Origin of the sequence: Streptomyces sp. NPDC088350 (genome assembly GCF_044753545.1) — a bacterium.
Lineage (GTDB): Bacteria > Actinomycetota > Actinomycetes > Streptomycetales > Streptomycetaceae > Streptomyces.
This window is the reverse complement of record NZ_JBIVNL010000008.1, coordinates 505,950-518,695: the sequence shown is the minus strand read 5'-3', so window position 1 is coordinate 518,695 and position 12,746 is coordinate 505,950. Positions and strand designations below refer to the sequence as shown.

General features: G+C 71.6%; 9 protein-coding genes. 8 read left to right on the top strand and 1 reads right to left on the bottom strand.

Features of this window, described 5'->3' with window-relative positions:
* Positions 1–137 precede the first annotated feature (137 nt).
* Positions 138–614 (bottom strand): hypothetical protein, encoded by a 477-nt coding sequence (locus ACIQBL_RS29975; protein WP_401946671.1) that lies wholly within the window; start codon positions 612–614, stop codon positions 138–140.
* A gap of 450 nt (positions 615–1,064) precedes the next feature.
* Here ACIQBL_RS29975 and ACIQBL_RS29970 point away from each other — a divergent pair, with 450 nt between their 5' ends.
* The 8 genes from ACIQBL_RS29970 (at position 1,065) to ACIQBL_RS29935 (ending at position 12,741) form a co-directional block, all read left to right on the top strand.
* The gene (locus ACIQBL_RS29970; RefSeq protein ID WP_401946669.1) at positions 1,065–2,138 is read left to right on the top strand and encodes an LLM class flavin-dependent oxidoreductase; all 1,074 of its coding nucleotides are present in this window, start codon (positions 1,065–1,067) and stop codon (positions 2,136–2,138) included.
* 68 nt (positions 2,139–2,206) lie between these two features.
* Positions 2,207–2,374 carry a thiomuracin/GE37468 family thiazolyl RiPP peptide gene (locus ACIQBL_RS29965; RefSeq protein ID WP_107067791.1) on the top strand — a complete coding sequence of 56 codons (168 nt, stop codon included), beginning with the start codon at positions 2,207–2,209 and terminating at the stop codon, positions 2,372–2,374.
* Between the two features lie 121 nt (positions 2,375–2,495).
* Positions 2,496–4,481: a hypothetical protein gene (locus ACIQBL_RS29960; RefSeq protein ID WP_401946667.1), complete on the top strand. Its 1,986-nt coding sequence runs from the start codon at positions 2,496–2,498 to the stop codon at positions 4,479–4,481.
* On the top strand, positions 4,474–6,126 hold the full coding sequence (locus ACIQBL_RS29955) for a TOMM precursor leader peptide-binding protein (protein WP_401946664.1): 1,653 nt from the start codon (positions 4,474–4,476) through the stop codon (positions 6,124–6,126). The genes ACIQBL_RS29960 and ACIQBL_RS29955 overlap by 8 nt, the downstream gene beginning before the upstream one ends.
* Positions 6,123–7,688: a SagB family peptide dehydrogenase gene (locus ACIQBL_RS29950; protein ID WP_401946662.1), complete on the top strand. Its 1,566-nt coding sequence runs from the start codon at positions 6,123–6,125 to the stop codon at positions 7,686–7,688. The genes ACIQBL_RS29955 and ACIQBL_RS29950 overlap by 4 nt, the downstream gene beginning before the upstream one ends.
* Positions 7,688–10,351: a lantibiotic dehydratase gene (locus ACIQBL_RS29945; RefSeq protein WP_401946659.1), complete on the top strand. Its 2,664-nt coding sequence runs from the start codon at positions 7,688–7,690 to the stop codon at positions 10,349–10,351. The genes ACIQBL_RS29950 and ACIQBL_RS29945 overlap by 1 nt, the downstream gene beginning before the upstream one ends.
* Positions 10,344–11,321 (top strand): lantibiotic dehydratase C-terminal domain-containing protein, encoded by a 978-nt coding sequence (locus ACIQBL_RS29940; RefSeq protein WP_401946656.1) that lies wholly within the window; start codon positions 10,344–10,346, stop codon positions 11,319–11,321. The genes ACIQBL_RS29945 and ACIQBL_RS29940 overlap by 8 nt, the downstream gene beginning before the upstream one ends.
* A 4-nt stretch (positions 11,322–11,325) precedes the next feature.
* A complete protein-coding gene (locus tag ACIQBL_RS29935) occupies positions 11,326–12,741 on the top strand; it encodes a nitroreductase family protein (RefSeq protein WP_401946654.1) in 1,416 nt (471 codons plus the stop codon).
* Positions 12,742–12,746: the final 5 nt, after the last annotated feature.

Genomic DNA, 12,746 nt, shown 5'->3' with positions numbered 1-12,746 from the left:
TGTCAGGAACGCCGAGAGAGTCTTCAAGGCCGTACTCCCGGCACGGACAGGCCGGTGGAGATGCCGCAAGAGCTGGCAGATCATCAGACCGGTCAGTTCTCGCGGCATCCGGAACGAATCACTCACTCACGGCAGGCTCAGCTGAAGACGAAGGGCCCGGGCAATTGCGCGGCGCTGGACGTACAGGTGACGGAGATGCCGAAGATGACCATCTTCAGCGAGCCCCTGAAGAAGTCCAGGCTGTCGCCGACGGCCACGGCGCCGGGAAGCGGGCCGACGGTGACCGCGCCGTTGGCGGGGATGGCCGGGTTGACGGTGCCGCTGAACACCCGGTTGGCGCCGGTGGAGTTGGTCATGGTGAGCGTGGAGTTGATGGAGTTCGCCGACAGGGCGAGCGGCGTGGTGATGGCGGTGGAGCTGAGGGTGATGGTCGCTGACGTAGTGCTGACCTGGGTCGCGGTCAGCGTGGCCGCGCCGCCGCCGAAGAGGCCGCAGGAGGCGGTGATGGTGGCGGAGCCCGGGGTGACGGCGGCGGACGCGGAGGGCGCGAAGGCCAGCGTCGTGGCGGCGATGACCGCAGCCGTGAGTGCCGCACCTGTGGTTAAGCGTTTCATGGGGATCGTGGTCCCTTCCCGTGTGATGGGAGTGCCATGTGTGGGATGGCGACCCCGGGCCGGGTGGGTGCGGGCACACTGCGGGGGATCGAATGTGACGGTCCGTCAGAACTTACGATCCCCATTGATACGGCAGCGACACGGAACGACATAGTTGAAATCAGGCCGACTACGCACGAGGGACTGCGGATCGGATCAGTGCCGCGGATTGCCGCCCGGCGCACCGGAGGTGTGCGGGAGGGGGTGTCACCGCCGCATCGCCGAGGGGACGGCCGGTGCGGCTCGTGCGTGAGAACCCTCGTCCTCGAAAAGGGACGTTGTCCCGGCTCAACCGCGGCGGCGGCCCGACGTAGCGTCTCCCCCTGAAACATCCTGATGGCACAGACAGACCCGGGCCGCATGGGTGCGTATCCCACGTCGATCCGATGGGGATCCGGTTGTTGGTAGGGAGTGGTATCGGTGCACTTCGGGCTTTCCTTTCTTCCTGACTGCACGCCGGAGACGAAATCTCCGCAGGCCTACTTCAGCGACGCGCTGGATTTGGCGGTCCAGGCCGAAATGGGCGGCCTGGATTCAGTCAAGATGACCGAGCACTATCTTCATCACTACGGCGGCTACTGCCCCAGCCCGCTGGGTTTCCTGTCCGCCGTGGCTGCCCGGACGAAGTCGGTCAGGCTGATGACCGGCTGTGTCCTGCCGGTATTCCATCACCCCATTCAATTGGCGGCGGAAACCGCGCAGGTGGACGCGATCAGTGGCGGCCGGCTCGACGTGGGATTCGCGCGGGCCTATCTGCCCGACGAGTTCGACGCCCTCGGCCTGGAGTTGGACGAGAGCACCGACCGGTTCCGCGAGACCATTCGAGCCGTGCGGCGGATCTGGACGGAGGAGAAGGTCAGCGAGGAGACACCGTTCTTCTCCTACCGTGACGTGACCGGGCTGCCGCGGCCCACCCAGCGGCCGCATCCGCCGATGTGGGGTGCGGCCGTGCGCACGCCGGAGAGCTTCACCTGGCTGGGCACGGAAGGGCTGGGACTGCTCATCACCCCGCTGATCTCGCCGCACGAGTTCCGTGATCACCTGACCCTCTACCGCGACGCGTACCAGGCCACGCACGCCGGCTCCGGGTCGCGGCCCCGGGTCGCGGCCAGCCTGCCCCTGGTCGTCGCGGACACCGACGAACGCGCGGAGGAGATCGCCGAGACCTATCTGCGGCGCTACCTGGACGTGTGGGCGGAGGCCGTGAGCCCGTGGGACAAGCGGGAGTCCTCGGCCTACCGCGGCTACTCCGGATTCGGCTGGATGCTGCGCGGTCTGCGCCCCGCCCAGCTCTACACGGAAGGCGGCGCGATCGCCGGATCGCCGGCCACCGTCATCGAGCGCATCCGCGCCTTCAACGACCACATCGGCGGTGTCGATCACATCCTGTGGCAGATCGATTTCGGTGCGATGCCACTCCCCGAGGCTCGGCGGACCTTGGAGCTCTTCTGCGACAAGGTGCTGCCCGAGGTGAAGTCGCTGTGACATGAAATCAACTGTCACAACGACTTCACTTGTCAAAAAAATAAACAAAGGGGAAGGAGGTGCAAGACATGGAGGAATTCGACGAGCTGGTGCTGGATGACAGCGCCTTCGAGCTGGTGGACCTGGGCAAGGTGGTACCCGCCTCGGTGACGGCCGGTTACGGCCTGACGGAGCTGTCCGCTTCCGGCGGTGCGAGCAGCTGTTGCTGCTGCTGCCCGTGCTGCTCCTGCACCTGATCCGGGTGCTGATTTTTCCGGCACATGTGCTCTAGCCGGTGCGTGTACGTGAAAGGGGACCGGGTGGCTCTCGGTCCTCCTGCTGACCAGTCATCAACGAATTCATGAAGAAGCGGTGGTCATGGAAGTAGATGTCGAAAAGGTGCGGCCGCGACTGCGCGGGGACGTCTACGTCATGCGCGTCCAGGAAGGCGCGTACATCCGCAGCAACCTCGGCGGGTCGATGCTCAAGGGCGCGTCGACGTACGAGTGGATCCAGCGGATCGCGCCGATGCTCGACGGCACCCGGACCCTCGGCGAACTGTGTGCGGCCGTGCCGGAGTCGAGCCGTGCCGCCCTGGCCAAGCTGATCATGCTCCTGCACGGCAAGGGGTACGTCAAGAACGTGCTGGACGACCGTCCGCACACGCTGACCCCCGACCTGGCCACTGCCTACGCGGCCAACATCGCCTTCATCGAGTACTTCACCGACTCGCCGGAACTGCGCTTCGAGCGCTACCGCGACAGCACCGTCGTCCTGGCCGGGGCCGGTCCGCTGTTGCAGGCCCTGGCCAACTCGCAACTGCGCGCCGGCGTGCGCACACCCGTGCTCGCGCCGTTCGCCGAGTCGCCGTTCGACCGCGACCGCGTCGCCGAGCACCTGGCCGTGGCCCAGGGGCAGGACCCGGAGCAGCGGATCGCCTACCGGGACGTCGCCGACCGCCACCTCGACCGGGTGGCGGCCGACGCCACCATGGTGCTGCACGTCGCCGACCGTCCCATGATCGAACGTGCCCGGCTGCTCTCGGCCGCAGCCGGCGCCGCGGGTGCCGCGTCCGCGCAGGTGGTCGTGGTGGGTGACGAGGCGTGGATCGGCCCGGTGATCGGCGAGGACGGCGACGCCACGGCCTGGGAATCGGCCTGGCGGCGGCTGTGCGCACTCGCACCCGACAACGTTGGCGCGGATCTGCGCGACCACCCGGAGATCGCGCCGAGCGAGTTCCTGCGCGGCCCCACGGTCGCACTGGTCGCCAACCACCTGTGCTTCGCCGCGTTCCGCCATCTCACCGGCATAGACGAGGGCACGGGCGCCGATCACCTGGTCCGGTTCGACCTGGAGACGCTGGAGACCGCGAACCACACGTTCCTCCCCCACCCGCTCGCGCTGCCCGCCGTCCCCGACGACCCGGCCCGACTGGCCGCGCTCGCGGCGGCGACGCCCGTCGACGACGAGGAGCTGGCCCGGCGCGCGGTGGACTGCGTCGACCCGCGGACCGGCGTGTTCGCCGAGATCACCGAGCGCGACTACGAGCAACTCCCGCTGTTCGTCAGCGAGGTCATGGTCTCCGACCCGGTCGGCCTGGCCGGCGGTCCGTTCCCGGTGCACGGCTACGGCGAGAGCGTCGTCGAGTCGCGCCAACGGGCGGTGCGGCACGCGCTGGAACGCTACGCGGCCGTCATGGCCGACCCCCGCAGGGGCGACCGGCTGCACGGCCTGGACGTGCTGACGGGCGAAACGGTGTCGGTCGACGCGGCGGCGGTCTTCCCCGCGCGGACGGCGGCCTCCGGGAGCGACTGGCCCGAAGCCGTGCGGGCCGCGGTGGTCGCGGCGGCCAACGAGAACGTCGTAGCGGCACTGTCGACCGCGACCGAACCGTTCCCTCGGCTCGACATGGACGGCGCGAAGCTGACCCCGCGCGGTGCGCGCTACCTGAAGTTGCTGGAGATCGTCGAGCAGCCCTTCGATGTCCACGATCTGTCCGGGCCGCCCGGCCTGCCCACGTTCGCGTTCAGCACCCCGACGGGCACCGTCGCCTACGTGAGCGACCTGGATGCCGGCGCGGCGCTGGAGAAGGGGCTGGAGCGGACGCTGCTCGCCTATCAGTCCCGCGCCGCGAACCAGCCCGTCTACGCGCCGCCGTCCGTGCCCGACCTGCCCGCGCACCTGCGCGGAGACATCGGGGGGACCGGTGAGGCCGGGGCGCTGTCGGATTCCGTGGGTCTCGAAGAGGCCGTGGCGGTCTTGACGCGCGAGGGCGGACGCGTGGTCGCCGTGCCGCTCGACCACGATCCCTTCCTGGCCCGGACGTGTCCCTTCGTGGTGCGAGCCGTGGTCGTCCATGGCTGATCGGCCCCAGGTGCTCGTCGAACCGCACCAGGTGGTCGTCGGGCCGTGGCCGCCCGGCTGCCCGGAGTGTCTGAGCACGCGGCGCGCGGCGGCGGCATCCGTCGAACGCGCCGCCGAGATGGCCGTCGAGGTGCCGGCCCGGGAGCTGCCGACCTTCCTCGCGGACACCGTCGCCGGGCTGGCCTCGGCGGGGCCCGAGGAGCGGCGGTTCTGGACCGTCGACACGGCCACGCTCGCGCTGTCCCGGCACGGTTTCCTCACCGACCCGCGCTGCCCGCGCTGTTCGGCCCGGCCCGCCGACACCGAGCAGGGCGCGAAGCCCGTCAGGCAGGCCCGGCCCAAGCTGTCGCCCGAGTCGAGCCGTGTCCGCCCGCTGGACCGGGACGCGCTCGCCGCGGCCTACGTCGACGGGCAGAGCGGTCTGGTTCCGTCGGTCACCTCCTACACCCAGCACTCGTTCCCGTTCACCGAGGCCGTCATGGCCGTGCCCGGCGTCTCCAAGGAGGCGGCCGGCTACGGCCGCACCCGGGATTTCGACTCCGCGTGGTCCATCGCGGTGGCGGAATCGCTGGAACGGCTCGCCGCGTACGCGTCGGGTAAGCGGACCGTCGTCACGGCCGGCTACGCCGACGTGGCCGACACCGCGGTCGATCCCCGCACGCTCGGCCTGTATCCCGCCGACCGGTTCCGGCTCCCGGGCTTCCCCTACCGGGAGTTCACCGAGGACGCGGTGGCGAACTGGGTGTGGGGTTACTCGTTCGGCCGCGACCGGCCGGTGCTGGTGCCGGAGAGCTTCGTCTACTACCGGCTGCCCAAGTCGTCCGGTGGCGGCCACGGGTTCGCCTGCGAGATCTCCAGCGGCTGCGCGCTCGGGGGGTGTTACGAGGAGGCGGTGCTGCACGGCGTCCTCGAAGTCGCCGAGCGCGACGCGTTCCTCATGGCCTGGTACGGGCGGACTCCCCTGCCCGAGCTGGACCTGGCGACCGTGCCCGACCGCCGGATCCCGCTCGTCGCCGAGCGCATCGAGCGGCAGGGCTACCGGGTCCACGTCTTCGACGCCACGCGGGACCATCGCATCCCGTCGTTCTGGACGTTCGCCGAGGACGTCACCGGCACCGGACGGCCCAGGGCCGTGTCCACCGGCGGCAGCGGACTGCGCCCGGCCGAGGCGATCCTCGCCGCGCTGCACGAACTGAGCCAGACCGTCGAGTACGTAAGCGTCCTCGCGCTCGACCCGGGCTGGCGCGACCGCGCCCAGCACCTGGCCGACCACCCCGACGACGTCGTGTCCATGGCCGACCACCTGCTCTGCGCGGCCAACCCGGCCACCTTCGACCGGTACTCCTTCCTGGTCGACGACCCGGTCCCGCTGTCCTGGCAGCAGGGACTCGCACGCTGGCGATGGCCGCACCACACCGACATCGGCGCGGATCTCGACGAGGCCGTGCGGCGGTTCGCCGCGGCCGGCATGGACGTCGTAGCCGTCGACACCACCTCCACGGAACAGACAGCGGGAGGCTTCAGATGCGTCAAGGTGATGGCACCCGGCTCGGTGCCGATGACCTTCGGACACGCGGCCCGGCGGGTGACCGGACTGCCCCGCCTGCCCGAGGTGCGCAACCCGCACCCGCATCCGTTTCCGTGACCGGCCGCGAGGACGGCGTCGGCCGGGAGTTCTGGCGGGTCAGCCTGGAGGACCTCGCCGTCGCGATGGAGACCCGGCAGTCGGAGTACGGCAACCCGGACGAGCCGCTGAAGTTCAAGGTGTACCGCGGCCGGCCCCGCCGCCCCCTGCCGACCAGGGTGCCCAGGGAGCTGACGAAGGTCGCGGCGCTCGACGAACCGGCGCTGTCGACACTGCTGCGCTACGGCTACGGCATCTCCCGGCAGGAGTTCGACACCAACGGCACCTGGCCCTACCACCGGATGGTCGCCTCCGCGCGCTGCCTGTTCGGCGTCCAGCTGTATGTGTGCCTGGCCGACGGCGTCTACCACTACGACGCCCCCCACCACGCGCTGGTACTCCTGCGCGACGGCGATCACCGGCGGCTGCTGGCCAGGGCGACCGGAACCGCGGGCACGGCGCCGGAGGCCGTGTTCGTGCTCTCCGGCCTGTTCGCCAAGACCGCGTACATCTACCGCGACTACGCCTATCGGCTGTGCACCCAGGAGGCAGGTCTGCTCACCGGGAACATCGACCTGGTCGCGCGGGCCATGGGCCTGCGGGCGCATGTGCACCACCAGTTCGTCGACGAACCGGTCCACAAACTGCTCGGACTCGACGGCGACGAGGAACCGGCCCTCGTGGTCCTGCCCCTCCACCTCGCGGACGCGGGTGCCGACGCCGGTATCCGCCGTGGCGCGGTCGCCCAGACCGCCGCCGCGCTGGCCGCGACGATCGACCCGATCGTGCCGGAGGTGCTGCCCGGCGGACTGAAGGTCGCCGAGGCCTGCCCGACGCTGACGGCGGTCAACCGGGCGTCCCTGCGCACGGACACCGCGGCCTTCGCGGCGGCCGAACCCGGCGCACCCGTCGGCTCCGGCCCACCCGGTGCCGTAGGGCTGCCCCTTCCCCCCGCCGACGTCCGGAAGATCGACCTCGCGGAGGTGCTGCGGGCCCGGGATTCGGGTCCCGGGATCTTCCGGCCGGTCGCCTCGCAGGTCGACGGGGTCGAACTGTGGACGCGGCTGGCCCGGGCCCGCACCGATGTCACCAGCGACGCGGTGCCGTCGGGCACACCCGTCCCGTTGGAGATCTACCTGACCGTCGGTGACCTCACCGGGATACCCGCGGGCTGCTACCGGCTCGACCAGGACACCCGCGCGCTGCACCCGACCCGCCCCGCGGACACCGGTACCGACGCCATCACGGCGATCGAGCGCGTCACCATCCCCGGCCCGGTCTTCGAGCACCTGAACGCCGTCGTCCATCTCGTCGGCGACCGCGACTGGGCGTTCGACACCTTCGGCGACCGCGGTTACCGGGTGATCAGCCAGGAGGCCGGGCTGCTCGCGCACCGCGTGTGCGTGGCCGCCGCGGCCCAGGGTATGTCGGGCCGCATCGTCAACGCGTACTACGCCGAGGGCGTCCGCGCCGCTCTCGGACTGACCGAGCGACGTCACACCCCGGTCTTCCAGATCCTGCTGGCCAGGACGGGGCCCGGCGGTCGTGTGATCGTGCCTGTCGAGCCCGAGGCGGTGGAGTGATGGACACCTTGTGGGAAGCCGGTCCCGACACGGTGGGGTATGTGCTCGGCCCGGCCGCCGTGGTGCGGCTCGCCGGCAGTCCGGTCGCGGCGCTGGACGGGCTGCGGTGCGCACGGAGTTGGCACACCGCCCGGGAGCTGGTGCGGCTGCGCGCCGAGATCGCCGACGCGACCGGCGGCCTGTCGGACCTCCTGCACAAGGCGATCGGCGCCGCGGGCGACGGGGAACTCAAGGCCGGGCTCGTCGCGGTGCGCAGGGCCGTGCACCGCGGTCGCCGCGTGAACCCCGCCCGGCTGGTCGACGTACCCGCCGATGTCCTCGCTCCGCTGCGGGAGTGGACGGCGCGGGTCGCCGAACGCGACCGGCTGCTCGCGGCCCTGCCGGGCCAGCTGGAACAGGACTGGGCCGCGAGTTGCGACTCGCTGCGCGACGCGGCCCGGGTGCCCGCGTTCCAGCTGGGCCTCGTGCACGCCAACCCGGACATGTTCCTGACCCTGCGCAAGTGGTTCGGCACCGGACGCGCGCCGCAACGCCAGAGCGTCCTGCGCCTGGCGCAGTACCTCGCCCGGTCGGCGGCGAAGACCAGCCCGTACTCCACGTTCACCAGCAGTGGCCTGGCCGCGTGGGGCCGGGCCGACGACATCGTCGAGTGGTCCGGACGACCGGCCGAGGGGCGGCTGGTCGCGGCGACCGCGACCGAGATCAGTGTCGGATCGGTGCACCGGATCGCCCGCGCCCTCTGCGAACGCCCGGAGTTCGTGGGCGGCTGCCGGATCCGGATCAACCCCAGCGCCACGGCCGTCGACGGCGCGCTGGTGTTCCTGGGCCGACGTCCCACGGAGTACGTGCACACCCTCGCGCTCACCCCGACCCTGCGCCGGGTGAGGGAACTGACCACGCCCGAGAGCACGTTGGACGATCTGCGGGGCGGGCTGCGGGCCCTGGCGAGCGACGGGCACCGGGCCGACGTGTTCCTGGGCCGGCTGGTGGCACTGGGCCTGCTGGAGCTGGTCCCGCCGCTCGCCGACCAGACCCCGGACCCGGTCGCCGACCTGCGCGCCTGGCTGCACGAGCACCGGCGGCCCGGCCTGGAGCGGCTGGACCGGACCCTCCAGGGGGTGCACGAGGCACTGGCGACCTACCCGACGATCACCGCGCCCGCCGACCGGGTCGCCGTCCGCGACGCCGTGATCCGCGGCCTGGACACGGCACTGCGCGAGGTGGGCGACCACGCCCACGCGAACAGCCCCAAGCTGGCGCAGGAGTTCGCCCGCTACAGCTTCTACGAGAACGCGGTGTACCCCGGGACGACGGCTGTGCTGGACCGGCGGAGCTGGCAGCCGCTGCTGGACGACCTCGACGCCGTACGCACACTGCTCGGCCTGATCGGGCCCGATCTGCCGTTCAAGCTGACGCTCGGTTCGCTGTTCCAGAGCCGGTACGCGGACGGCGCGGAGGTGCCGCTGCTGGTGTTCTACCGGGACGTGCTGGCCGAGCAGTCCGCCGGAGCCGGATCGGATCCGGCGCCCGCCGGGCCGTCGGCGGCGGCGCACAGCCGGTTCGCCGGCCCGGACAGTCCGGTCGAGGCGGTGCGCGAGCTGTACCGGCTGCGCACCGCGAGCAAGCGGCTGCTGGGCGAGCGGACGCCCGACCGGGACGGCGTGGTCCGGGTCCGTCCCGAGGAGGTGCGCGCGCTCGCCGAGGACTGGCCGGACTGGGTCCGCACTCCGGCGTCGATCGCGGTCTACTGCCAGCTCGCCGAGGCCGCACACGGTCCGGAACTGGTGGTCAACACCATCGGTTGCGGCTTCGGCCGCGGCCGCAACCGGGTACGGCAGATCCTGGACGTACTCGACCTGCGCGCCGGCCAGCCCGCCGAACCCGGGCCGGCCGCGAGCCGCGGCGACGTGCTCTTCGCCGAGTTCGAGGCGGTGGCCCGGTCCGCGGTCAACGTCAGGAAACCGGGTGTCCGGCTGGCCGTCGACTATCCCGGTGTGCGCAGCGTGCGCGAGGCCGACGACCTGCTGCCGGTCAACGACCTGTATGTGCGGCGCGGCGACGACGGGCTGCTCGCGTTGGTGTCCCGGCGGCTCGGCAAGCAGATCTGCCCGGTGCACCCGGGTCTGGGAGCCGACCGGCTGCTGCCGCCCGCCGCCCGCTTCATGCTGGAGGCGTTCGGCGAGTCCCACACCTGGTTCGGCCCGCACACCGAACTGAGGATGACCTCGGACCCGCGCGCGGACAACGGCGTACGCCGTCTGCCCCGGCTGATGGTGGGCAACGTGGTGCTGCGGCGCGCCATGTGGATGACCCGCGCCGACCGGCTGCCCCGGCGGGCCGACGCCGCGACCGACGCGGCCTGGATGCTGCGGATTGCGGGCTGGCTGGCCGAGCACGGCATCCCCGAGCGGTGCTTCGTCACCGTGCTCGACCCGGCCGCCCTGGGCCGGGGCGGGACCGGGCAGGTGCCGAGCAACGACGTCAAACCGAACTACGTGGATTTCGCGAGCACGCTGCTGCTGCTCGGGTTGGAACGCAGGCTCGCCGAGCCGAACGCGATCGTGCAGATCAGCGAGATGGTGCCGGACCCCGGCCACGTCCGCGGCGAGCACGTCGCCGAGTACATCGTGGAACTGAACGAGCCCGGAGTCACCTATGTCTGAGCGCAGTTGGGTCAGCGCCCACCTCTTCCACCACGGCGACCAGGATGCCGCGGTCGTCGGCGTCGTCAGGCCCGCGGCCGAACGGCTGCGCCGCGCCGGACTCGCCGACGGCTTCTTCTTCCTCCGCTACTGGGAGGGCGGCCCGCATCTCCGACTGCGGGTGCTCACCTCGCCGGAGCACGTCCAGGCGGTCCGTTCGGTCATCGAGGAGACGGCCGCGGAGTTCTACCGGACGTCGCCGTCGCGGTCGTCGATGACCGCGCAGGACTACGCGGAGTCCGCGCCCGGCCTGGCCGAGCTGGAGCAGATGACGGACTACGACACGGAGTTGCACCCGGACAACTCGGTCGCGTTCATCGACTACGTGCCGGAGACCGAGGTGTTCGGCACCGGCCGCGCCCTGGAGGCGGTCGAGAAGCAGCTCATGACGGCCAGTGCGCTGGCGGTCGAACTGATCGCCCGGGGCCGCACGCCGGGGCAGCGCGCCATGGACGCCTTCGCCATGCTGGCCGCCAACCGCACCCTGTTCACCGGCATCCTGCCCGAACTCGCCTACCAGACACGGTTCCTGGTCGAGAGCGGCGGCGGGACGGGCCGGCTGCTGGAATCGGCGGAGTTCGAGAAGCACTTCGACGCGAACAAGGCCCACCTGCGCGCCGGCCTGGAGGCGGTGTGGGCGTCGACGCGAGGCGTGGCGCTGCCCGAGGCATCCGTGGCGAGCAGATGGCTGACGACCACGCGGGACCTCAACGACACCCTCGTGGAACTGGAGTTGCTGGGCGAGCTGGACGCCTATCCCACCTTCGAGGCACCGGCCGACGTCCTGGAGCACATCAACCACCTGGTGCCGCAGCTGATCGTGGAGCGCTGCGCGCATCTGATGTGCAACCGGCTCGGCATCAGCCTGGCCCAGGAGTCCCATCTGCGGCTGCTGTTGACCAGAACAGCGTTCGACCTGTGCGCGGTGTGACGCCATGACCGATGAGGCGACGCGCTATCACGAGGACGTCCACACCCCGACCGAGGTCGCGAACCCGGAGTCGTACCCGCCCCGGGTGGTCAAGACCTACCCCGGCGCGCCGCGCCACCCGCTGCCCTGGCCGCCGGAGCGGTCCACGCACCGGCTGGGCCGGATGCTCGCCGACCTCGGCGGCATCACGCGGTCGCAGTGGCTGACCCCGCTGGACATGCTGCCCTTCACCGACAGCTTCGAGACCATCCCGGACGCCGATCCGCTCCAGTGGCTGGTCACCCGGCGGCCGACGCCGTCGGGCGGCGCCCGCTACAGCGCGGAGTGGTACGTGATCGCGGGACCCGACTCCGAGGTGCCCACCGGCGTCTACTACTACGACCCGGCCCGGCACGATCTCGTGCGGCTGCGCGAGGGCGACTACCGCGGCTGGGTCGCGTCCCGGCCGGCCGGGACGGTCCTTGTGCAGACCAACGTGTTCTGGCGGCTGGCCGCCAAGTACGGCGAGATGTACTACCGCCTCGCCTGCCTGGAGGCCGGTATCCAGGTGGCGCAGGCGCTCGTGGTCGCGGGCGACCAGAACGCCACGGCCCGGCTGTGCTTCCCGGACGCCGACGTCACCGACGTACTGGGGCTCGACCCGCGGGAGGAGGGGGCGCACGCCGTGGTCGAACTGCTCCCGCCGGTGCCCGCCGGATACAGCGGTCCCTCGCTGGCCGCGTTCCCGCGCGCGTACGGCGCCCACGCGGCCGTCCTCGCGCAGAGCCGCCCCGGCCCGCGTCCGCTGCCCGCCGCGCCACCGGGAGAGGGCAAGCGGATCGGCCTGCCGCACGCGGCACCGGATCTGGCGGCCGGCACCCGGACCCGGCACGCGACCCTGCGCGGCTTCAACGGCGAGACCATGTCGATCGGCTCGCTGGCCACGATTCTCGCCGCCTACGGGCAGCGGGCACGCTGGGACCTGCCGGCGAACCTGGTCGAGTACTACTGCGTCGTCACCGACGTGACGGGCGTCCCGGCCGGCGCGTACCGCTACCACCCCGACGCCCACGAACTGGAACTCGTCGGCGAGGGCGACCCCCGCCAGCGGCTGCGGGAGGCGGCGCTGGCCGCACTGACCCAGCAGGGCGCCCGCACCGCCAACGTATGGCTGCTGCCGGTCGGCGACGCCGCAGCGGCCGAGGAACGGTTCGGGACCCGCTGGTACCGGGTGCAGCAGGCCGCCGCCGGTGCCGCGCTGCACCGCGCCTGCCTCGCGGGCGCGGCCGTCGACGTGGCGAGCCGGATCCAGAACGACGTGCTCACGCATCTCCTGGACACCTGGTTCGGCCTCGACGGGCGCCGGCGGAGCCTGCTGGTGGCGCAGTTCGGCACGGAACACCCCGGCGGGCTGCGCCCCGAGTTCCGGCTGACGTGGTGAGGGAG

Excerpts from the sequence above, each read along its gene's own strand:
- ACIQBL_RS29945 (WP_401946659.1), top strand. The coding sequence starts at position 7,688 with ATGGACACCTTGTGGGAAGCCGGTCCCGACACGGTGGGGTATGTGCTC.
- ACIQBL_RS29940 (WP_401946656.1), top strand. The coding sequence starts at position 10,344 with ATGTCTGAGCGCAGTTGGGTCAGCGCCCACCTCTTCCACCACGGCGAC.
- ACIQBL_RS29960 (WP_401946667.1), top strand. The coding sequence starts at position 2,496 with ATGGAAGTAGATGTCGAAAAGGTGCGGCCGCGACTGCGCGGGGACGTC.
- ACIQBL_RS29965 (WP_107067791.1), top strand. The coding sequence starts at position 2,207 with ATGGAGGAATTCGACGAGCTGGTGCTGGATGACAGCGCCTTCGAGCTG.
- ACIQBL_RS29955 (WP_401946664.1), top strand. The coding sequence starts at position 4,474 with ATGGCTGATCGGCCCCAGGTGCTCGTCGAACCGCACCAGGTGGTCGTC.
- ACIQBL_RS29935 (WP_401946654.1), top strand. The coding sequence starts at position 11,326 with ATGACCGATGAGGCGACGCGCTATCACGAGGACGTCCACACCCCGACC.
- ACIQBL_RS29975 (WP_401946671.1), bottom strand. The coding sequence starts at position 614 with ATGAAACGCTTAACCACAGGTGCGGCACTCACGGCTGCGGTCATCGCC.